This window comes from Corynebacterium sp. HMSC074C05 (assembly GCF_001838325.1).
Taxonomy (GTDB): Bacteria; Actinomycetota; Actinomycetes; order Mycobacteriales; family Mycobacteriaceae; genus Corynebacterium; species Corynebacterium amycolatum.
In genome coordinates this window covers 1-20,078 of the sequence record NZ_KV836278.1, presented here as the reverse complement: position 1 = coordinate 20,078, position 20,078 = coordinate 1, and the positions used below count along the sequence as shown (strand labels likewise).

The 20,078-nt window shown below is 59.1% G+C and carries 19 protein-coding genes and 1 pseudogene; 12 read left to right on the top strand and 8 right to left on the bottom strand.

All coding sequences use genetic code 11. The annotated features are described in order from the left end of the window. Positions 1–191 precede the first annotated feature (191 nt). The 5 genes and pseudogenes from HMPREF3042_RS10925 to HMPREF3042_RS00750 form a co-directional block, all read right to left on the bottom strand. A pseudogene (locus HMPREF3042_RS10925) lies at positions 192–323 on the bottom strand (amidohydrolase); the annotation flags it as partial. A gap of 14 nt (positions 324–337) precedes the next feature. Then, complete coding sequence (locus tag HMPREF3042_RS00765; RefSeq protein WP_070855806.1) at positions 338–835, bottom strand: hypothetical protein; 498 nt, start codon at positions 833–835, stop codon at positions 338–340. Positions 836–942: 107 nt separating this feature from the next. Further along, positions 943–1,554 (bottom strand): suppressor of fused domain protein, encoded by a 612-nt coding sequence (locus tag HMPREF3042_RS00760; RefSeq protein WP_070855805.1) that lies wholly within the window; start codon positions 1,552–1,554, stop codon positions 943–945. Between the two features lie 30 nt (positions 1,555–1,584). Next, positions 1,585–2,229 carry a ribonuclease FAU-1 family protein gene (locus HMPREF3042_RS00755; RefSeq protein ID WP_070855804.1) on the bottom strand — a complete coding sequence of 215 codons (645 nt, stop codon included), beginning with the start codon at positions 2,227–2,229 and terminating at the stop codon, positions 1,585–1,587. A 96-nt stretch (positions 2,230–2,325) separates the two neighbouring features. Next, positions 2,326–3,018, bottom strand: a complete 693-nt coding sequence (locus HMPREF3042_RS00750; RefSeq protein ID WP_038628314.1) for an Rv1157c family protein — start codon at positions 3,016–3,018, stop codon at positions 2,326–2,328. A gap of 635 nt (positions 3,019–3,653) precedes the next feature. On the opposite strand from HMPREF3042_RS00750, the gene typA reads away from it, so the two are divergent. From typA to HMPREF3042_RS00715, 7 genes are all read left to right on the top strand, one after another. Beyond that, positions 3,654–5,567 (top strand): translational GTPase TypA, encoded by a 1,914-nt coding sequence (gene typA / locus HMPREF3042_RS00745; protein WP_070851690.1) that lies wholly within the window; start codon positions 3,654–3,656, stop codon positions 5,565–5,567. An 83-nt stretch (positions 5,568–5,650) separates the two neighbouring features. Beyond that, positions 5,651–7,795, top strand: a complete 2,145-nt coding sequence (locus tag HMPREF3042_RS00740; protein ID WP_070855803.1) for an ABC transporter family substrate-binding protein — start codon at positions 5,651–5,653, stop codon at positions 7,793–7,795. Positions 7,796–7,803: 8 nt separating this feature from the next. Beyond that, positions 7,804–8,757, top strand: a complete 954-nt coding sequence (mshB, locus tag HMPREF3042_RS00735) for an N-acetyl-1-D-myo-inositol-2-amino-2-deoxy-alpha-D-glucopyranoside deacetylase (RefSeq protein ID WP_070851691.1) — start codon at positions 7,804–7,806, stop codon at positions 8,755–8,757. Then, positions 8,750–9,271, top strand: coding sequence for a hypothetical protein (locus HMPREF3042_RS00730; protein WP_070851692.1), 522 nt, complete (start codon positions 8,750–8,752; stop codon positions 9,269–9,271). Before mshB ends, HMPREF3042_RS00730 begins: the two co-directional genes overlap by 8 nt. Positions 9,272–9,515: 244 nt before the next feature. Beyond that, complete coding sequence (fdxA, locus tag HMPREF3042_RS00725; RefSeq protein ID WP_005509435.1) at positions 9,516–9,839, top strand: ferredoxin; 324 nt, start codon at positions 9,516–9,518, stop codon at positions 9,837–9,839. Positions 9,840–9,892: 53 nt separating this feature from the next. Further along, a complete protein-coding gene (gene dapC, locus HMPREF3042_RS00720) occupies positions 9,893–11,020 on the top strand; it encodes a succinyldiaminopimelate transaminase (protein ID WP_070855802.1) in 1,128 nt (375 codons plus the stop codon). Positions 11,021–11,109: 89 nt separating this feature from the next. Continuing rightward, positions 11,110–12,054 (top strand): pseudouridine synthase, encoded by a 945-nt coding sequence (locus HMPREF3042_RS00715; RefSeq protein ID WP_070855801.1) that lies wholly within the window; start codon positions 11,110–11,112, stop codon positions 12,052–12,054. Here the strand turns inward: HMPREF3042_RS00715 and dapD are convergent. The 3 genes from dapD to HMPREF3042_RS00700 form a co-directional block, all read right to left on the bottom strand. Continuing rightward, positions 12,047–13,018, bottom strand: a complete 972-nt coding sequence (dapD, locus tag HMPREF3042_RS00710) for a 2,3,4,5-tetrahydropyridine-2,6-dicarboxylate N-succinyltransferase (RefSeq protein ID WP_070855800.1) — start codon at positions 13,016–13,018, stop codon at positions 12,047–12,049. The two genes, HMPREF3042_RS00715 and dapD, sit on opposite strands and share 8 nt — an antisense overlap. 116 nt (positions 13,019–13,134) lie before the next feature. Further along, positions 13,135–14,553, bottom strand: coding sequence for an amino acid permease (locus HMPREF3042_RS00705; protein WP_070855799.1), 1,419 nt, complete (start codon positions 14,551–14,553; stop codon positions 13,135–13,137). A 108-nt stretch (positions 14,554–14,661) separates the two neighbouring features. Continuing rightward, on the bottom strand, positions 14,662–15,654 hold the full coding sequence (locus HMPREF3042_RS00700) for a 2,3,4,5-tetrahydropyridine-2,6-dicarboxylate N-succinyltransferase (RefSeq protein ID WP_038628339.1): 993 nt from the start codon (positions 15,652–15,654) through the stop codon (positions 14,662–14,664). Between the two features lie 83 nt (positions 15,655–15,737). On the opposite strand from HMPREF3042_RS00700, the gene HMPREF3042_RS00695 reads away from it, so the two are divergent. The 5 genes from HMPREF3042_RS00695 to HMPREF3042_RS00675 all read left to right on the top strand — a co-directional run bounded on the left by HMPREF3042_RS00695 (position 15,738) and on the right by HMPREF3042_RS00675 (position 19,915). After that, positions 15,738–16,628, top strand: a complete 891-nt coding sequence (locus tag HMPREF3042_RS00695) for a hypothetical protein (protein ID WP_246821946.1) — start codon at positions 15,738–15,740, stop codon at positions 16,626–16,628. A 5-nt stretch (positions 16,629–16,633) separates the two neighbouring features. Further along, complete coding sequence (dapE, locus tag HMPREF3042_RS00690; RefSeq protein ID WP_070855798.1) at positions 16,634–17,770, top strand: succinyl-diaminopimelate desuccinylase; 1,137 nt, start codon at positions 16,634–16,636, stop codon at positions 17,768–17,770. A 69-nt stretch (positions 17,771–17,839) separates the two neighbouring features. Next, positions 17,840–18,667, top strand: a complete 828-nt coding sequence (locus HMPREF3042_RS00685) for an LOG family protein (protein WP_070855797.1) — start codon at positions 17,840–17,842, stop codon at positions 18,665–18,667. Positions 18,668–18,712: 45 nt separating this feature from the next. Then, the gene (folP, locus tag HMPREF3042_RS00680) at positions 18,713–19,525 is read left to right on the top strand and encodes a dihydropteroate synthase (RefSeq protein WP_070855796.1); all 813 of its coding nucleotides are present in this window, start codon (positions 18,713–18,715) and stop codon (positions 19,523–19,525) included. 222 nt (positions 19,526–19,747) lie between these two features. Beyond that, complete coding sequence (locus tag HMPREF3042_RS00675; protein WP_005509573.1) at positions 19,748–19,915, top strand: DUF3117 domain-containing protein; 168 nt, start codon at positions 19,748–19,750, stop codon at positions 19,913–19,915. The last annotated feature ends 163 nt before the right edge of the window (positions 19,916–20,078 follow it).

The window sequence follows — 20,078 nt, the reverse complement described above, 5'->3', positions numbered from 1 at the left end:
ACTCGCACAGTTTCACATTTGCAGCCCGTAAGTTTTTGGGTTAAGTAGCAAGAAGCATGTCCGGTCGGCGTGTGGCAGGGCATAAGGTTTGTCTCTTAACCCCAGGTTTTCGGCCGTCCTGCACGAGTCCGGCACCACACCATCCACCAGCTCGCCAGCAGCCGCACGCATCAGCCTCGCTAATCACACCCTCATTTCGCCAACCAAGCACAGGCAGCTACAACGATTGCCTCTGCTCCCCGGTCAAGAGTGGGGTGGAGCTCAGGGATGAAAGCTGGGTTGTGGTTGCCAACAGCGCTGCTCTCATCCGCGAAGCCGCCGAGCCACTAAGAGCTGCCTACGTCGTCACAAAGAACTTCTGGTTTCGCTCGCCACGGTAGGACTGGACGGTTGCAGTTGCGGCGATGATAGAGGCAACAATCAGCAGGCCAGCTGTAACCAAACCGAGCACCGACGAGTCTCCGTCGCGCACCTGGGAAATCGTTCCGACCAGAGTCATTGATGCATTAATGACAAAAACTGCCGCTGCCACGGACAGCACCGTGCGCGCTGCAGTCGATCCTTCAAGGAGTTTGCCAGCAAGCCACCAGCACGCAATCGCCGTTGCCGTCTGCGCGATAATCGCAAACGCGAAGCTCACAGCCAAGCTGGTCTGAGCAGCAGAAATCTCGATGTTGTTGGCCTTTGCCGCTTCCGTAACAGTCGCATCCCATTTCAATAGGGAACTGACCACGGTGAGGAGTAGCGCCGGGACGTAAACATATACCGCCAGCCGCCACCACCTAAAGGACTGCGCCGCATGGTAAGGAACGTCTTTAGCCGAATTGACTGCCATAACTCCACACTCTAAACCACGCTGTCGCGGCGCGAAACGTCACTGCTAGGTTGCACTTATCGCTTGCCGACGAGCAGATAGTCGGCAACCATCCAAAAAGCTAACTTTTATACAGCGCTGGTGCGGTGCGGGTCGGTGAAGTCGACACCTTGGGTTTCCCACACGCGACGCAGTTCGTCAACGCCCTTGGCGCGAGCAAGGGCAAGTTCGTTGGTTGTGGCCGGGACTGGCTGGAAGATCGTGACTTCGGTTTCCTCTACCACGACCGGCGGGATTTCTGCCTTGAGCAGCACAAAACCGGTGAAGCGCGATTGATCCCACAGTGGCTGGCCGAAGTCGATAAGTGCACCCTCGGTGAGGATGAGGCCTTCGATGCTTGGGGAAGCGGCAAGAATACCCAGCGGGCGGATGACTGCGTCCAGACCACCACGAATAGGCAAGATGAGCTCGGCACGCGGGCCAGAGTTGGTGTCCACCACCATTGCGGACGGATCTTGCATTGCCTCGGCACTGCAACCGAGTGTTGCGTAGGTGACAATCCGGCCTGTGTCAGGTCCGAAGCGCAGCATCTTCAGCGGAGCAGAGCCGAGGAAGGTCAGCTGGGCTTCGCCGGGGTTGGACTCTTCAAAGTAGGAGGTAAATGCTGCTCGGACGGCTTTGATAATCGCATTGCCATCAGGGCCGGCGGGAGGGATGGGGCCGGTTAAGTTATCGAACACGAACGGTACTCCTTTGTTGAGGTGGTAGTTCTAGGCTGCAGGCGAAAGCTCAACAGCATCAGCCCACGTCGCTTCGAGGTTCAAAGTCTGCATCCACGCATCAATGTTGTCACCGTGTGCAGCGATTGCGGCGCGTGCAGTCAGCGTGGTCTCGATAGCGAACTCGGTGAGTTCATCGCTAATCAGTCCCTGAGTGTGGGCCGCGACGAGCTCGTCGACATCTTCAACTCGAATCTGTGTGGCCGCATCGACAGGTAGGGGAGCTATCGCCTCAGGGGCGGTCGGTGCCTGCAGGATGTCGAGATACAAATCGGTCATACGCCAGCACTGCGGATCAGTCCGGTCGATGCTGACAATATCGACGTAGCGTTGGTGTTCCACCTTCACGCCCGGGCGGAAGTGATAAATGCTGATGCGCAACCCTTCGTCGGCAAGCAGGAATGACTCAAGATATCCAAACTTTGGATGATCCATCCCACGGCGCATATAGAGGCGGCTGGGTGTGAGAGTTCGGAACTCGTCGACTTTGCGCTGAAAGCCCTTGGGGTCGGTGTTGACCATTTCACGTAGGTCAAAGGTCTCGACTTTTGGAGGATGTGTGTCCTGACTCGAGCGAATTGGGGAGAGTGCAGGAGCTGCCGCGGTCGAAGCCGAAGTGGCCGGTGAAGTGGACATGCGAATACCTTAACGTGTGGGGGCTGCCTTTTTGGGCATAGAAAAGCCCTTTCTGCATACGTGATGCAAAAAGGGCTAGGGGAGAACTAGAAAAACTTAGTTCAGGCCGACCGGGAAGACACCGGCGGTCGGGGTGTAGCTGCAGTTGGTCGGACCAGGCTCTTCCTGAGTGGTGATACCGCCCTGCATGACAGCGATGACCAAGCCCTTGCCCGTGTCAGCGGTGCCGTTGACAGCGCCCGGGCCCTCCTCGGCGTTGATGCCATTGTTCTGCAGGGTGGTCTTGCCGTACTTGCCGTTGGCAACGTTGACCCAGTAGACGTTCATCTCGGTGTTCTGTTCCTTAGCCAGCTGCTTGGTGCCCAGGCCAGTGAAGACGAAGCCAAGCTGGTTCTCCGGAACGCCAGGCAGCGGCAGGTCAGCCGGACCCGGAACGGAGGTGGCCATACCGATGGAGCGGCTTTCGCCACCGATGCACTTGTCAGCCACGGTCGGCAGCAGGAACTGGTTGGTCTTCGGGGCGCCTTCCGGAACCTTGAAGCCCGGCTCGCCATCGCCCTCGCCAGTCAGGAAGTCAATTCCCTTGTTCAGTGCGCTTGAAATTTCCTCAGGAACGCCTGGGGAGTTAATGATGTCGCGCGCGTTGCCGTAAAGATCCGGCGAAGCGATGTTCAGGGAGTCCAGCGAGGGGGAAGCAGAAGCGGCGGGAGTCATGCCCGCAGTGAGAATTGCAGCTGCACCCAAGGTCGCTGCGGCACGGCGCAGGAAGGAGCGTCCAGTCGAAACCACGGTGAAGTACCTCTCATTCGTGGGCTATTGGAGTCGGAATCAAAATTTCGGAATCGTTGCTCATCTTAGAACGACTCCAACGTGAATTGGAAAGATTTGAAAAAGAAATGTTCAGAATCTTCTCAGGAGATTAACGCATGGGTTCCCGCGTGTCGCAAGTCAACCAGAGTGGATGAAGGTGTAGAAAGAGATGATTGTGAAAATTGAGGCGCACTGCATGCTTATGGGGTTAATGGCGTTTCGCAGCGTGTAAGCGGGTGGAGTCAAGTCTCATCCCGTGGGGTTACAACTATGGCATTTGGTCACATCTATCACATGGCGGGCTGAGAGGTTGCCGTCGTGAAGCGTTGTGGTGTGGGCGGATATGCCGTTATGGCTGTCGGCAAAGCGGGGGTGGGGCAAGGGGGTAATTTATGCCTAGGGGCGGCGGGGCAGTGCCACTTTGCATGACGGATAGGTGCTCGGGGTTGCGGGAAGCTCTGCGAGATGTGCAGGGCCATTAAGAAGGAGTACACTGTAGAACGCTTTATTACGCGTTGATGCGGGGCGTTAAAGGCAGTCGCAAAGACAGTCCTTTAGGGCAAGGCCGTATCTTTTTCTTTTAGTCCTCTTAGCTTGTTAGGAGCTATCCGCCTGTGAGCGATACCGAGTTCCGTAATGTCGCCATTGTCGCGCACGTCGACCATGGCAAGACCACTCTCGTGAACGCCATGCTGGAGCAGTCCGGCGTTTTCAGCGACCACGAAGAAGTTGCAGACCGAGTGATGGACTCTGGTGACCTTGAAAAGGAAAAGGGCATCACCATCTTGGCGAAGAACACCGCTATTCGCCGAAAAGGTGAGGGAAAGAACGGCGAAGATCTCATCATCAACGTCATTGACACCCCTGGCCACGCCGACTTCGGTGGTGAGGTGGAGCGAGCGCTGTCCATGGTTGACGGCGTAGTGCTGCTGATTGACTCTTCCGAAGGTCCGTTGCCACAGACTCGCTTCGTGCTGGGCAAGGCCCTGGCTGCGTCCATGCCGGTAATCATTGTGGTCAACAAGACCGACCGCCCAGATGCACGTATCGACGAGGTTGTTGAGGAAGCCCAGGATCTGCTGCTAGAGCTAGCCTCTACCCTGGAAGACCCGGAAGCTGCTGAGGTTGCTGAGCGCAACCTTGAGCTGCCGGTTCTCTATGCTTCCGGTCGTGCCGGTAAGGCTTCGACGGAGAACCCGGGTAACGGCAACTTGCCGGAGTCTGAGAACCTGCAGCCGCTGTTCGACGTCATCACCGAGGTGCTCCCGGAGCCGTCCGCTGAGATTGATGCCCCGCTGCAGGCGCAGGTTACTAACCTGGACTCCAGCTCCTTCCTTGGTCGAATTGGCCTGATTCGTATTCACAAGGGCCGTATCCGCAAGGGACAGCAGATTTCGTGGATTCACTATGACTCTGATGGCAATGAGCACATCAAGAACGCGAAGGTCGCGGAGCTGTTGCGTACCGTCGGCGTGACCCGTGTTCCTGCTGAAGAGGCCATTGCAGGTGACATCGCTGCTATCTCCGGTATCGATGAGGTCATGATCGGTGACTCTCTCTGTGATGCTGAGCACCCGGATCCGCTGCCACGCATTCTGGTCGATGAGCCGGCTATCTCCATGACGATCGGTGTGAACACCTCGCCACTGGCAGGCCAGGGTGGTGGCGATAAGCTGACCGCTCGTATGGTCAAGGCCCGCCTGGACCAGGAGCTGATCGGTAACGTCTCGCTGCGCGTGCTGCCGACCGAACGCCCGGATGCCTGGGAGGTGCAGGGCCGTGGTGAAATGGCGCTGTCCGTTCTGGTTGAAACTATGCGTCGTGAGGGCTTTGAGCTGACCGTCGGTAAGCCGCAGGTTGTTACCAAGACCGTCGATGGCAAGGTTCAGGAGCCGTACGAGCACCTGACCATCGATGTTCCAGAAGAGCACCTGGGTGCGGTCACGCAGCTGATGGCGGCTCGTAAGGGACGCATGGAACAGATGGGTAACCAGGGCACCGGTTGGGTGCGCATGGAATTCCTGATTCCGTCCCGCGGCCTGATTGGCTTCCGCACCACTTTCATGACGGAGACCAAGGGCACCGGTATCGCCAACCACTACTCGGCCGGTTACGGCGAGTGGGCAGGCGAGATTAAGGACCGCCCGACTGGTTCGCTGGTGGCTGACCGTACTGGCCAGATCACCGCTTACGCGCTGATTCAGCTTTCTGACCGCGGCACCTTCTTCGTCGAGCCGGGTGACCAGGCTTACGAGGGCATGGTCGTTGGCCAGAATCCGCGTGATGAGGACATGGACATCAACATCACCAAGGAAAAGAAGCTGACGAATATGCGCGCAGCTTCGGCTGATGCGACCGTGACTCTGGAGAAGGCTCACAAGCTCTCCCTCGATGAGGCTATGGAGTTCTGTGGCGCTGACGAGTGTGTTGAGGTCACCCCGGAGGGCATTCGCGTACGCAAGCAGATCCTCAGCGCCACCGATCGCGCTCGCGCCCGTTCCCGCGCGAAGGCAATGAATAAGAAGTAATTCGGGTTACTAGAAGACTGGGCGACCTGGAAAACCAGTCTCGGGGTAACTGACTCGGCCAGGTGTCGAGTAATCTCGTGAATATGTTTATTCGCAGCCGTCGTCACGCAGCTTCTCGTCGATTTTTCGTAGCATCGACACTCTGCGTGACGGCGGCTTTGGCGTCCTCGTGCATGGCTCGCCCGTCCGACGCTCCGACTGTGCCCGGGCAGCAGGAAGTGCCGGTACAGCAGGAAGACACCGCTGACCAGGCTAAAAAGATGCGTGAAGTCACGGTCGGTGTCGACGAGTTTGTCGAAGGCTTCAATCCGCATTTGCTTGCCGACGTCTCCCCAGTGACCAGCCTGGTAGCGCGACTGACACTGCCCAGTGTTTTCACCCCCGCGCCAGTTGAGGGCGAGGCTGGTGACGCTACTGCCTCCGCGCAAGCTCCCGGAGTGGTGGATAACGCTGCCAATGCCCGTTTGGCAGGTGCTCCTCAGTGGCTGCTCAACTCCGATTTATTGGATTCCGTGCAGGTCATCAGGAATGATGACAGCAAAGACGGCGACACCAGTAATGGAGCTGGAAGCTGGAAAGCAGCCGATGTTGACATCACGGATCCGACGGTAGCGGCAGAGCATGTCCGCTACCGCATTCGAAAGGGGGCGCAGTGGAGCGATGGCACGCCCATCAGCGGCGAGGACTTCCGCTATCTGCATTCCCAAGTCACGTCCACTCCAGGATCGTTGGATACAGCAACCTATGAGCTGATTAAATCCATTGATGTCTCTGACGGGGGCCGTCAGATTGATGTGATGTTCACTCAGCCGATTACGCATTGGCAGCGACTGTTTGCGCATCTCTTGCCGGCGCATCTGATGCGGTCGAACACTGATGGTTTTTCCGAAGGGCTGGCCAGTCGTTTCCCAGCTTCCGGTGGGCAGTACACCGTCGAGTCGATGGATGTCGGCCGCAACATTATTCGACTGGTTCGAAATGACCGCTACTGGGGTGAGCAGCCAGCGGCCTCAGAGATTATTACGCTGCGTGCCATGCGTAGTGCCATCGATGGTGCGGAGCAACTGCGTTCGAAGCAGATCCAGGCTGTGCAGGTCCGTCCTACGGAGACATCTGAGCTGACGTATGGTCTGGTCCCCGGTGTTGCTGAGTTTTTCCATGAGCCAAACCGGGAACTGGTTTTCAGTACCAATCTCGCGTCGAATAGGCTTGCCGACGAGTCCGTCCGCCGGGCCATTCTGAGCAGCATCAACGTTGCAGAGGTCTCAGAGGTGGCCACCGGCCGCCGAATTGCGGGTGGTTCTGGTGACGGTGGTGACCAGGAGCGATTCGAGACACCACAGGCTGGTTTTACTGAGGACAATCCGCTACGAATTGGCATCATCAGCGACGGTATAGCGGCACGCGCTGCGGCTTTTGCGGTCGCTGACCAGTTGACTGCAGCTGGTATCCCCGCCACCGTTGTTTCGTATTCTCCGGCGGACATGCTGCGGTCTTCGTTGCCCTACGGAACTGTCGATGCCGTGGTGGCATGGGCAGAGCAGCCCAATTCTGTCCAGGCGGCCCGGGAACGCTATGTGTGTACGGAAGGCTCGGTCAGTTCGCTGCCGCCGAAGGACCTGGACGAAGCGGGCGCAGAGTCGGCTGCTGAGTCTGAGTCCGAGTCTGATTCTGAGCTCGTCGATAGTTCGACAAGGCCTGCGCCAAGTGGAGATCGGGAAAAGAGTGCTGAAGAGCAGGGCTCGTTGGACGGGACAACACCATCTGAACAGTCCAAATCTTCTACCTCAGCGGAGCCGGCTGACCTAAATGGAGTACCAGTTGCTCCGAAATCGGCTGCTCGGAGCGAGAATCTCTCCGGTCTTTGTGACCCACAGATTGATGAGCTGCTCGCTCCCGACAGTTCTGCGTTGCCCGCTGAACTCGCCGATATCATTGCTGGCCACAGTATCGAGCTGACCTTGGTGAAAGACGGCTTGCTGACGGTGGTCAGCCCGGAAATTACAATTACCGGGAGGAGGGACTCTTCGCAGTGGACCGATGACCCAGTGTTGGGCCGCCTCGGTGTTCTGGGCGAGGTTCGCCGTGTCTCGACACAGAGTGGGGCTCGAGAATCGTCTGAGAATTCTCAGACGAGAGATAATCCGCGCGAAGATACAGAGCAGGACGGTTCGGGTCAGAACCAAGATGGCCGCGATAACATCGACCAGGAGAACAAGGGGAAGTAAGAAAGTCCGTGAAGTTACTTTTTGTTCACGCACATCCAGATGACGAGTCCATTTGGACAGGTGGTTTGATTGCGGCTGCCGCGCGTTCCGGAGCGTCGGTAAGCGTAGTGACCTGCACGATGGGCGAGCTGGGAGAGGTCATCGGTGCGCCGTACCAGGGGCTAGTTGCTGATGAAGCCGACCAGTTGGGCGGTTTCCGCGTCGCCGAGTTGCGCTCGGCGCTGCGTGCGTTAGGCGCCAACGGTCCTGATAACGCGCCGCGGTTCCTCGGCGGCGCTGGACGTTGGCGTGACTCCGGGATGGCCGGTGACAAGGGCAATGAGCATCCGCGTGCCTTCGTGAACTCAGGTGATGAGGCGGTCGCCCAGCTTCGCACCATCCTCGATGAGCTGCAGCCAGACCTGGTCATTACCTACGATGCCGATGGTGGCTATGGGCATCCGGACCACATTCGTGCGCACGATATCACTGTCGCGGCGTGCGGAAATCGCTTTCCGACGCTGTGGGCGGTCACCGATCGTGAGGCAATGGCGGCGGGGCTGGATGCCATTACCGTGGTACCGGAGAGCTGGCAGTCGTGCGATGTCGACGACTTCGCCACCGTGACTGGCCATTTCGAGGTTCAGCTGGATGACGCCGCTGTGGCTGCCAAGGTTGAGGCCATGCGCGCGCATGCGACGCAGGTGTGGTTCGCCGATGGTTCCGTCAGCGAGGTTAATCCGGATGCTGTCTATGGGCAGACCGATGGCTCTGGTCGTGCGCGAGCCGTATGGGCGTTTTCCAATTTGCTGTGTCAGCCGGTGACGCCGACTGAGGCATACCGTTTTGGTACGGCGACCGCTGCGTCTATGGAAGCGCTAGGGGAGCTGGTGAATATCCAATTACTGTCGGAGCCGGTAGCGAGCGTCGACTCGGTACCGGGCGTGGATCTGGCGGCGGAGGGGAGTGCGGACGATGAGTGACCTTCAACCTCACGAAAGCGAAGACTTGATTAACGCTGCTGGCGGAAAGTTGAAAAACGAGCGCTTGAGTATTGAAAAGCGCACGTTTGGAGATGAGCGCTATTGGGGCGACCCGGAACGTTCGCAGCCACGTGAGAACTTCCATCAGGGTGAAGTCACGGTAGCGCTGGTCTGGCTGTCGCTGGCTGCGCTGGCAGCGCTGGTGATTGAGGTAGTTTTCCTCGGAGCGTGGATTACCATCGGCTCGGTTGCTATTCCGTTGCCGTGGACTATTCCGTTGGCCTATATTGCCAATCTGGTTATCACCAATACAGCGTTGCTGTGGACTCGTGATCGCTCTAAAGCTGCGATTCCGACTGTCATTTGGGTGCTGGGCTTTGCAGGCATTTTGCTGTGGGCAGTGCTGCCCTTCGGTGGTGATTTGGCAATGGGGCAGTGGTTGCGAACAGTTCTGCTGCTTGTTTGTGGTGTGCTGGGCGGTGCCTGGCCACTGCGCCACCTGCGGGCGCTCTAGCGGAAACTGCAGCGAAAACGGGAGCGGATGCTGCAGGAGGCGGTGAGGAACTGATGCAGGGCAAGCCTGCATCAATGTGGACCTTTCTGGAGCCAGTTGAAAACAACACCTACGTTGGGTGTAGACTCCAATCTGAATATACCGCTCTGTCTATTTTGCTCTGTTTCTCGTTGGAACGGCATAATCGACAGATAGCGAAAGCCTCATCCCATATCTTGTGAGAAAGGTTCTTAAACCTAAAACCATGACTTACATCATTGCCCAGCCATGTGTTGACGTCCTCGACCGTGCCTGTGTTGAAGAATGCCCGGTTGACTGCATTTACGAGGGTAAGCGCATGCTCTACATTCATCCTGATGAGTGCGTGGACTGTGGCGCTTGTGAACCGGTCTGCCCAGTCGAGGCCATCTTCTACGAGGACGATGTTCCGGATGAGTGGGTTGAATTCATCGATGCCAATGTCGACTGGTTCGATGAGCTGGGTTCCCCGGGCGGTGCCGCCAAGCTCGGCCCCCAGGACTTCGATGTGCCGTTCGTGGCAGCTCTGCCGCCGCAGGCAGAAGACTAAAGCCACAGAGGACTAAACCTATTTCTTTCCCGGGAAGGATTTCATCACCGCCCATGTCAGCTGCCCGCAAGCGCGTAACTCCCGGTTCTCTTTTGCCTCAGTTTCCGTGGGATTCTCTCACGCAGGCGAAAGCCACTGCGGCTGCGCATGAAGAGGGCATGGTGAATCTCTCGGTCGGCACACCGGTCGATGAAGTCGCTCCGATAATCCGGCAGGGCCTTTCCGAAGGTGCTGCTGCACCGGGTTACCCTCAGACCGTCGGTACGCCTGAGTTACGCGCGGCGATTGTTGCAGCGATGGCGCGGCGTTACGGCGTGACGGGACTGGAGTCAGCGGTCAACGGCGGCAATGTGCTTCCGGTCATCGGTACCAAAGAAGCGATTGGCTGGCTTCCCTTCCTCCTTGGCGTAGGTGCGGGGCATACCGTCGTCATTCCGGAACTGGCATATCCCACGTACGAGGTCGGCGTACGCATTGTGGGCGCTGAGCTGCTGCGTGCGGACTCGCTGACACAAATCGGCCCCGCCTCGCCGACACTGATGTTCATCAATTCCCCGGGCAACCCCAACGGCAAGGTCCTCGGTGTTGAACACCTGCGCAAGGTGGTTGAGTGGGCTCGTGCTCGGGACGTCATCGTCGCCTCTGACGAGTGCTACCTGGGGCTCGGTTGGACTGAACAGCCAGTCAGTATTCTCGACCCGCGAGTGTGCGACGGTGATTTCACCAACCTGCTGGCTATCCACTCACTGTCCAAGACGTCGAACATGGCGTCGTACCGCACCGGCTGGTTCGCCGGCGATGCGGACCTTATTGCCGAGCTGGTTTCCGTGCGCCGTCACATGGGGCTGATGATGCCGGGACCCATCCAGCACGCCACGATCGCCGCGCTTAACGACGACTCCCACGAGGCCGAACAAAAGCAGCGCTACAGTGACCGCCGTGAGATTCTGCGCGATGCACTGGTAGCCGCAGGTTTTCGTGTCGATGACTCCGAGGGCGGGCTCTATCTGTGGGTTACTCGCGGGGAAGACTGCTGGCAGACGGTTGATTGGCTGGCCGAACGCGGCATCCTGGTCGCGCCGGGTAGCTTCTACGGCCCCAAGGGTGCGCAGCACGTGCGGGTGGGGCTCACAGCGACGCTCAACGATATCGAAGTGGCCGCGGCGCGCATTCGCGGCTAGCCCGGCCAGATGTGCTTGTCCGAGTAGCCCGGATGCTGCAAACGGTGCCGACATCGGCATAGACCAAATCATAAAAAGAGGAGTGTGCCGTGGGACGTGCCGCAGGCAACCGCGATGCCTGGTGGGGACTTGAGAAGAACCGTCAGGCAGCGCAAGTCGATGCCGCCGCTCACGAGCGCGAGGAGTACATCCCCTTTGAGCCGGTAATTGTGGCCGGCACTGATGAGTTTTTGGTCGTAGACAAGCCACCTTTTCTGCCAGCAACCCCCAATGGCCGCATCGTAGCCAATACCGTGCAGGAGCGCCTCCGACGTAGTCTCGGGGAATCGGAGATTGTGGCCGTTCACCGTCTGGACCTGCTGACCAGCGGGCTGCTGTTGCTCTCTCGGAATCCGGCTACCCGTGTGCGCTACCAGCAGCTTTTCCAAAACCAGGAAATCACCAAAGAATACGAATGCCTCACCGTGATGCCTGATGATTGGCATGCGGGAGAAAGCAGGGAAGTCACACTCCTGCTCGACCCCAACCCGGCAGAGCGCGGAGTAAAAGTTGTGGAGATCAATGATCCCGCACGCGCCGCTGCGAAGAATCCCAAGCGCAAGCTCGCACACACAACAGTGACCTTCCTAGGCCCGGTAGCAGCGGATATCGGCGATGTGCTGGCGAGCAGCCGTGGCGGTGGTGCGACCAGCGCCAGCATTCCGCTGCATGCAGTCGGCTGTGGTTGCGGGCATTGCGGCAGCCGCATGCAGGTGGGGCACTGGCGGCTACAGCCCCATACGGGCCGCACACATCAGCTGCGGGCGACGATGGACTGGCTAGGCTATCCCATTCTCGGTGAGGACACTTATGGCCGAGAGGTTGGGACGCAGGAGCCGTCGGCAAGCGCGGGCAGCGCGCCAAAGTACACGCCGCAGTTGCGCCTGACGGCGACCGCATTGGCGTTCATCGACCCCGTCACTGGTGAGCGATGTGCCTACCGGAGCGCGCGGAATATTTCGGCCCCGGCAGACGTGCCGACCACCGTTAGTTAGCGTGTAGTTCGGCGCTGAGCTTCACCTTTTCGGCAGCCCACGGCACAACCTCGACTGCACCAGAGAGTGAATTGCGGCGGAAGAGCATATTCGATCCGCCCGAAAGCTCGCGGGCCTTGAGCGTCTTCTTCACGCCGTCCAGGGCAACGTGACACTTGGTGCCGGCGGTGATGTAGAGCCCGGCTTCCAGTACGCAGTCATCGCCGAGCGAGATGCCGAGTCCAGCGTTCGCACCGAGTAGGCATCGCTTGCCGACGGACACAACTTCCTTACCTCCGCCGGATAGTGTGCCCATGATGGACGCTCCACCGCCGATATCGGAGCCGTCGTCGACGATGACGCCCTGGGAGATACGGCCTTCCACCATGGAGTGTCCAAGCGTGCCTGCGTTGAAGTTGACGAAGCCCTCGTGCATGACTGTGGTGCCCTCTGCGAGGTGGGCTCCAAGGCGCACGCGGTCAGCGTCACCGATGCGGACTCCGGTGGGAGTGACGTAGTCGACCATGCGGGGGAATTTATCGATGGAGTAGACGGTGACAGGTCCGCGGCGTGACAGCTTGGCTCGGGTTACCTCGAAGCCTTCGACAGCACAGGGGCCAAAATTGGTCCACACCACATTGTTGAGCTTGCCGAAGATGCCGTCCAGGTTGATGCTGTTGGGCACAACCAGACGGTGGGAGAGCAGATGGAGGCGCAGGTAGGCATCGATGGTGTCGATCGGTGCGTCATCGAGTGAAGCGATGGTAGCTGTGACCAGACGGCGTGTGGTACCGCGGTCCGCATCGGCTACGGCCAGGTCTGCGAGGTAGGTGAAATCTTCGGGGAGCGCGTCGGTGTCAATGGTTCCGGTCGTGGTGGAGGTTGCCGTGCCCTCTTCGATGAGCTTGGGGGCGGGGAACCAGACGTCGAGAACAGTATCGTTGTTAAAAGTGGCAATGCCGGTAGCTTGTGCTCCAAATTCCATGGAAAACAGGCTACCGGCATATCCCTATCTATGAAAAGTGTTCCGCAAATGTGTAGCAAGGAAGTGTTCGGATAGGGGGAGCAGGGTGGTTAGACCCTGCGATTAGTTGTCATGGGCTAGTTGCTATCGCTGGACTCGAAGGCCTCGCGGGCCGCGGTGCGGCTCTTCTTAGTTAGTGCAGCGAGCACCGCAAGGAACGCAGTGACACATACTACGGCGATAACCTGCTGGCGAGCGCCAGGATCGGTGAGCATGCCAACAGCAAGGCCCAGGATCAGGATGACCGCTACCCAGGACAGTGCCGGGTAGGCCCACATGCGAACGGAAAGCTCGTTGTTGGCCTCCATCTGCGGGCGCAGTTTAATCTCGGACAGGGCAATGACCAGCCAAATCACCAGCAAGCAGCCGCCGACAGCGTTCAGCAGGAAGACCAGGACACTCGAGCCGTCGAAGACAACCTGCAGGCCAACAGAGACGAAGGCGAAGACCATCGACATGATGACCGCACGGTTCGGAACTGCGTGCTCATTGGTGTGGGCGAAGAAGCGCGGTGCCTCACCGCGGGTGGACATCGAGTAGACCAGGCGAGAGGTGGCGTAGATCTGAGCGTTGAATGCGGACAGCAGCGCCAGAACGATAATGGCCTCCATGAAGCCAACGGCACCTGGAATGCTCGCCTGCTTTAGAACCTGGGTGAACGGCGACTCAGCTGCGGAGTCAGCGCCATCGATTTGGGAGTACGGCAACAGCAGGATGATGACGGTCACGCAGCCCAGGTAGAACACAGAGATACGGAAGATTACCGAGCGGACAGCAGCAGCGATGGAGCGCTGCGGATCCTCGGCCTCAGCAGCGGCAATCGTGACAATCTCGATACCGCCGAAGGCGAAGGCCACAGCCAACAGACCAGCGGCAATGCCGGACACGCCATTCGGGAGGAATCCGGATTCGGCAATATGCGTCGTACCGACGAAGCTGGTACCTGGCAGCAGACCGAAGAAAAGAAGAACGCCAATAACCAAGAACGCGATAATCACCGCGACCTTGATGAACGCGAACCAGAACTCAAACTCGCCGAAACCGCGCACATTCGCCAAATTCACTACAGCGAAGAAGACAACACAGATCAGGCCTGGAATCCAGCCCGGAATACCGAACCACGCACCCATGATGGCACCGGCGCCAGTGATTTCAGCACCGAGCACCATGATGAGCATGAACCAGTAGAGCCATCCGAGGACAAAGCCAGCCGAAGAACCAAAGGCCATCTCAGCATAGGTGGAGAAGCTACCCGGTGTCGGGCGGGCAGCGGCCATCTCGCCGAGCATCTGCATGACGAGGACGACAATGAAGCCAGCGATGACATAGGAAATGAGAACACCCGGGCCAGCTGCCTTAATGCCGACGCCCGTACCAAGGAAAAGACCGGCACCGATTGCGGAGCCAAGACCCATCATGGTCAGGTGTCGAACCTGCAGCCCCTTGCCCAGCTGAGTTGTCTCGCCGGAGGTGGAGGTAATTTGCGATTCGGTCATGTCGCAAACATTACCTCGCTGATAACAGGGGCAATAACCGTATTACGGGTTTACCCCCATTCACCGTTTCGGGGCCCATTAATGTGCCTTCAAGACACCTAAAGTAGGTTATCCGGCCAGCTCATCCGGCACGTCGGCAAGCTGAGTGAAAGTAGCGGCACCTTCGTCATTGCCCGGGCGTTCCGTGCGGCGGACGCACACCGCCGAGTGGTCCGGGTGATGGTAGAAGTGCATATTGTTGCGGCCGGAGATTTCCCATGCCTGAATACGGCGGTTCTCCGCGGGGACATCGATGGGCGTATCGGGGGCAATGAGGATGCTTCGGTCAATAATGCAGTCATTACCGAGGCTGACGCCGACGGTGCCGGCCGCGATATCGATGTGGCAGCGCTCGCCAACCGTGAGCGGCTTACGCTGACCGGAATCGTCGTGAGCGGCAATGATGGAGGCCGACAGCCCCACCTTCGTGTGCGCGCCAATGACAACACCGGAGGATAGACGTCCCTCAATCTTGCATGGGCCCAGAGTGCCCGAGTTCAGCGAGACAAATCCCTCGCGCAGTACTGACGTACCCGGTGCCAGATAAGCGCCCAACCGCACGCGCTCGGCCTCTGCAATGCGGACACCTGCGGGCAGCACATAGTCGACCATGCGCGGCATACGGTCGATGGCGTAGACGTGAATCAGGCCGCGGACGCGCAAGTGGGTACGCAGTTGCTCGAAGTTGTCCGGCAGGCATGGCCCCTTGTTGGTCCACGCCACGACATGGAGCAGCTCGTAGAGCCCCTTGGTGTTTAGCTGGTGCGGCTTGACCAAGCGGTGGGAGAGCAGATGCAGGCGCAGGTAGGCATCGTGCGGGTCGACAGCCGGCTTGGACAAATCCTCAATAGACGTGCGCACTGCCACCTGCTCCACGCGGCGATCCTCGTCCAAAATCACCTGACGAAGCAGCTGCGGGGTCAAATCAGCGGCGCCGAGCCGGTGAGTGCTCGACTCTACGACCTCATCGCTTAACTGAGGTGCGGGAAACCAAGTATCGAGAACTGTACCGTCCATTGCGATGTTGGCGATTCCCGTAGCGACAGCGCCAGATGTAATCATGATTCTTAATATTAGTATCCCTTAGAGGAATCTTCGCGGAAGGATGAACTATGCCCCTAGCTGGCCTTGAAAGCACACAGAAAATGAAGCAGTGGTTCTTAGTTAGCCTCATCATTGCTGTCAGTGTGCTCGGACTCGGCTTCGTCCTGGCCCTGCCGGTGGTCTTCTATGTCGGATTCGCACTGCTGAGTGCTTGGATTCTCGCCGTAGCCAGCTTCTTTGGTTTCGTTTTGCCGCCGCGAGCAATGCCAATTGGCGCAGTCGGTGTGGTGATTGCCGCAGTGGTTGCGCTCATCGCGCCGAACCGTCTGGTGCTGGTCATCGCAGTTGCCATCGCAGTGGGGCTCGGTGGTGGCATGATCGCCCGTCTTCTGCTGGAGCGCAAGAACCGCGATCAGCAGGCACGCATCGACGCTCTGCCGATGTGGGAGCGCGATGAGCTGGGCGATGTCGCCGAAACGCTTCGTCCTGCTTATCGACGAGACATCGATCCCACTCCAGTGCAGCTGCCACATGCAACGGCCAAGATTGTCGCGGCCGTCTGCAAGCCGTTGGCCGGTTCTACAGTGATTGTCAGCACGAATGAGCTGCGTCCGGTGATTGCGGTCTATGGCTCCCGTGTGGCTGTGGTCTATGGACCCGGCGCGGGCGTTGTCGAGGAAGAAAGCGGCAACGGAGAGGTGACCGATAATGCGGGGGAGGAGCGGGCGCTGGGGTCGTCGGCAAGCGAAACTCCGGAGGAAATCATTGCCCAAACTCTCCCGGAAGGAGCGAAAACCCTGGTCTTTGAGGTGGCTGATGGGCTTAAGCGTCCGGCGGAGGGGAGAATTGGTGTGACCTCCGCCGAACCGCATGAGCTGGCGCTGTTCCTCGGCGGTGGCACGCCTGCCAATGGGGATGCGATCAATGGTCGTGCGGCGCATATTCATCACAAAATTCTGGTTTCGCTGGCGCACAATGGTTTGTACGCTTAATTGATGTGAAATCGAAGTTAAATCTGCTCCAAGATCCTGTAGACCTCACGGCGGCACTGGTGGACATCGAATCGGTGTCCCACAATGAGACCGCGATTGCGGATGCCGTCGAGGTGGCATTGCGTGAGGTAGCGCAGGCAGATAAGTCGATTGAGGTCCTGCGCATCGATAACAACGTGATTGCACGGACTCATCGTGGATTGCCGCAGCGTGTGATTCTGGCCGGGCACCTGGATACGGTGCCGACTGCGGACAATGTGCCTTCGACGCGTGGGGTAGACGCGCAGGGGAGAGACACGCTCTTTGGCTGCGGAACTGTGGATATGAAAAGCGGGGACGCGGTCTATCTGCATGCTTTTGCGACGCTAGCGGCAAGCCAGGAGCTGCAGCGCGACCTGACGCTCATCATGTACGAATGCGAAGAAATCGCCGCGGAGTTCAACGGGTTGCGGCACTTGAGTGAGTCGCATCCGGAGCTTCTGACTGGCGATGTCGCTCTGCTGGGCGAGCCCAGCGGCAATGTCATCGAAGCCGGTTGCCAGGGCTCTATTCGCCTGCGTTTGACCGCTCACGGCACACGTGCGCACTCGGCTAGGGCGTGGCTCGGCGACAATGCCGTGCACAAGTTAGCGCCGGTGCTGTCGAGGATTGCCGCCTATGAGCCGCAGACTGTGGACATCGACGGGTTGGCCTATCGCGAAGGGCTCAACGTCGTCTGGCTGGAGGCCGGGGTTGCTACCAATACGCTTCCCGACGAGGCGGTGCTGCGAGTCAACTTCCGATTCGCGCCCAACCGCAGCGCCGATGAGGCCATGGCGCACTTCCGAGAGGTGCTGGGGCTCGACGAGTTCGCGCCCGAGGACCTCACCGTCGATGTCGAGGATGTGAGCCCTGGGGCGCTGCCTGGACTGCATGCGGCGGCTGCGAAGGAGTTGGTTGCGGTCGCAGGCGACGTCGTAAAGCCCAAGTTTGGGTGGACCGATGTGGCGCGTTTTTCGGCGCTCGGCATTCCTGCGGTGAACTTTGGCCCGGGTGACCCGGCGTACTGCCACAAGAAGGATGAGCAGATTCCGGTCGAGTGCATAACGGCACTGTGGGAGGATGTGCGGCGGTACTTGACCACCGCGCCGGTGGCTGAGTGAGCCTAGAATCACACCCCGCCCTCGCCGAGCGGGTGCGCGTATGTCATTGCTGGCATACATTGTGAGGTTATGAAACCTGTACGTACTCCGTCCCCAGCTAAGCGCCGTGCACTCCGCGGCCCAATCGCGATTCGACAGGCGGGCGAACCGCAGGCGTCTACGACCGACCGCAGGCTGTTGTCACACAATCCGAACACGGACTGGCTGCACAACGATACCTGGCGTGTGCTGCGCATTCAGTCGGAGTTCGTTGACGGCTTTGGTGCGTTGGCGGAGATCCCGCCGGCAGTGACGGTGTACGGTTCGGCACGTCTGCCAGAGGACAGCCCTTACTACCAGTGGGGCTTCGACCTGGGCAAGGCGCTGGCGGAGGCGGGTTACGCGACCATCACCGGTGGCGGCCCGGGCATCATGGAAGCCGCCAACCGCGGCTGCTACGACGCCGACGGCCTGTCCATTGGGTTGGGCATTGAGCTGCCGCACGAGCAGCACTTGAACGACTGGGTCGACCTGGGCATGAACTTCCGCTACTTCTTCGTGCGTAAGACCATGTTCCTGAAGTACTCGCAGGCTTTTATTTGCCTGCCGGGCGGGTTCGGCACGCTCGATGAACTCTTTGAGTCACTGGTGATGGTGCAGACCGAGAAGGTGGAAAATCACCCAATCGTGCTGCTCGGCACTGAGTTCTGGTCGGGGCTGGTTGATTGGATGCGCGAGAAACTAGTGGCCATGGAGCTGATTTCTCCGACTGATATGGCCCTTTTCCTGGTCACTGACTCCATTGACGAAGCGGTCGAGTACATCGAGGCCGCGCACGAAAAGCTGATGGAAGACTGTAAGCAGACCTCTGACGTTCGCGAAAAGCTCCGCCGAGTCCGTCGTTTCAGCGAAAGGTAGGACGCTGTGCGGAGCTTTTATCAGGACTCCGCGGTGCCGACGGTGATGGCCATCGTCAATCGCACCCCGGATTCCTTCTATGACCGTGGCGAGACGGCTGCGGAGGAGGCTGCGCTTGCTCGCGTCGATGAAGTTGTTGCGGCAGGCGCGGGCATTGTCGACATCGGCGGCGTCAAGGCCGGTATCGGCGCAGAAGTAACTGTTGCCGAGGAAATCGCGCGCGTGGTGCCGACCATCGCGAAGGTTCGCGAGCGCTATCCTGACCTGCACATCAGCGTCGACACCTGGCGCGCCGAAGTCGGGGAGGCCGCCATCAAAACTGGTGCAAACCTCATCAACGACACGTGGGCGGGCCATGACCCGGAGCTGCTGGAAGTCGCGGGTGCCCACGGGGTGGGTTACGTCTGCTCGCACACCGGTGGGGCACTGCCACGCACCAATCCGGTTCGCGTGCGTTACGACGACATCGTGGACGATGTCATCTCAGAAACCGGCAAACTCGCCCAGAGGGCAGTGGACGCTGGCGTGCCGGAGGACCGCATCCTCATCGATCCCACCCACGACTTTGGCAAGAACACCTACCACGGCCTCGAACTTCTGCGGCGCTGCAATGAGCTCGTGGCTACAGGCTGGCCGGTGCTTATGGCGCTGTCGAATAAGGACTTCGTCGGTGAGACTCTGGACCGCCCGGTCGAGCAACGTGTGCCCGGCACCTTGGCCGCGACTGCCCATGCGGCAGCTGCCGGCGTTGCGGTGTTTCGTTCGCATCAGGTGTCCGAAACCCTTGATGTCTGTCGCATGACTCTGGCTATTTCTGGTGATTTTGCACCACTGCATCCGGTGCGTGGGCTGGTGTAAGGGGCGTAGTTTGAGGCGCTTCACCCATGCCGCTGCGTGAAACAAAAGACTATGATGAAGAGAAGTAGTCGAAATGCCGACCGGGATTCTAAACCGGGATTTTAAACCGGGGTCTTAGACCGAGGTCTTGAACCGGGATTGTCAATCTCCCAGCTACCACAGCTGAGCTGGGGTAGCTGGTCGTCTCCTGCATCGACATTGTCTTAGAACGAAGGAGTTCACATGGCAGCAATGAAGCCGCGTACCGGTGATGGTCCGCTGGAGGCAGTTAAAGAGGGCAAGAAGATTGTGATGCGCGTCCCCGCAGATGGTGGTGGGCGCCTGGTGGTGGAACTCTCTCCAGAGGAGGCCAAGGAGCTCGGCGCAGAGCTCGTAGCAGTAGTGGAGTAGTGGATACCCGGGTAGCGGGGTAGCGGCCGGGCTTGTCCGGTTTTGACCCAGGGGCGACCTACACAAGTGGTGTAGGTCGCCTTTTCTTTTTCAGGTGATCACGGCTCGAATGCGGGTTTATAAACAAAAAGTACGGGCTGCACATGTGAAACTGTGCGAGTTT

Excerpts from the sequence above, each read along its gene's own strand:
- HMPREF3042_RS00765 (WP_070855806.1), bottom strand. The coding sequence starts at position 835 with ATGGCAGTCAATTCGGCTAAAGACGTTCCTTACCATGCGGCGCAGTCC.
- HMPREF3042_RS00755 (WP_070855804.1), bottom strand. The coding sequence starts at position 2,229 with ATGTCCACTTCACCGGCCACTTCGGCTTCGACCGCGGCAGCTCCTGCA.
- HMPREF3042_RS00740 (WP_070855803.1), top strand. The coding sequence starts at position 5,651 with ATGTTTATTCGCAGCCGTCGTCACGCAGCTTCTCGTCGATTTTTCGTA.
- HMPREF3042_RS00730 (WP_070851692.1), top strand. The coding sequence starts at position 8,750 with ATGAGTGACCTTCAACCTCACGAAAGCGAAGACTTGATTAACGCTGCT.
- fdxA (WP_005509435.1), top strand. The coding sequence starts at position 9,516 with ATGACTTACATCATTGCCCAGCCATGTGTTGACGTCCTCGACCGTGCC.
- dapC (WP_070855802.1), top strand. The coding sequence starts at position 9,893 with ATGTCAGCTGCCCGCAAGCGCGTAACTCCCGGTTCTCTTTTGCCTCAG.
- dapD (WP_070855800.1), bottom strand. The coding sequence starts at position 13,018 with ATGGAATTTGGAGCACAAGCTACCGGCATTGCCACTTTTAACAACGAT.
- HMPREF3042_RS00705 (WP_070855799.1), bottom strand. The coding sequence starts at position 14,553 with ATGACCGAATCGCAAATTACCTCCACCTCCGGCGAGACAACTCAGCTG.
- HMPREF3042_RS00700 (WP_038628339.1), bottom strand. The coding sequence starts at position 15,654 with ATGATTACATCTGGCGCTGTCGCTACGGGAATCGCCAACATCGCAATG.
- HMPREF3042_RS00695 (WP_246821946.1), top strand. The coding sequence starts at position 15,738 with ATGAAGCAGTGGTTCTTAGTTAGCCTCATCATTGCTGTCAGTGTGCTC.
- HMPREF3042_RS00685 (WP_070855797.1), top strand. The coding sequence starts at position 17,840 with ATGAAACCTGTACGTACTCCGTCCCCAGCTAAGCGCCGTGCACTCCGC.
- folP (WP_070855796.1), top strand. The coding sequence starts at position 18,713 with ATGGCCATCGTCAATCGCACCCCGGATTCCTTCTATGACCGTGGCGAG.
- HMPREF3042_RS00675 (WP_005509573.1), top strand. The coding sequence starts at position 19,748 with ATGGCAGCAATGAAGCCGCGTACCGGTGATGGTCCGCTGGAGGCAGTT.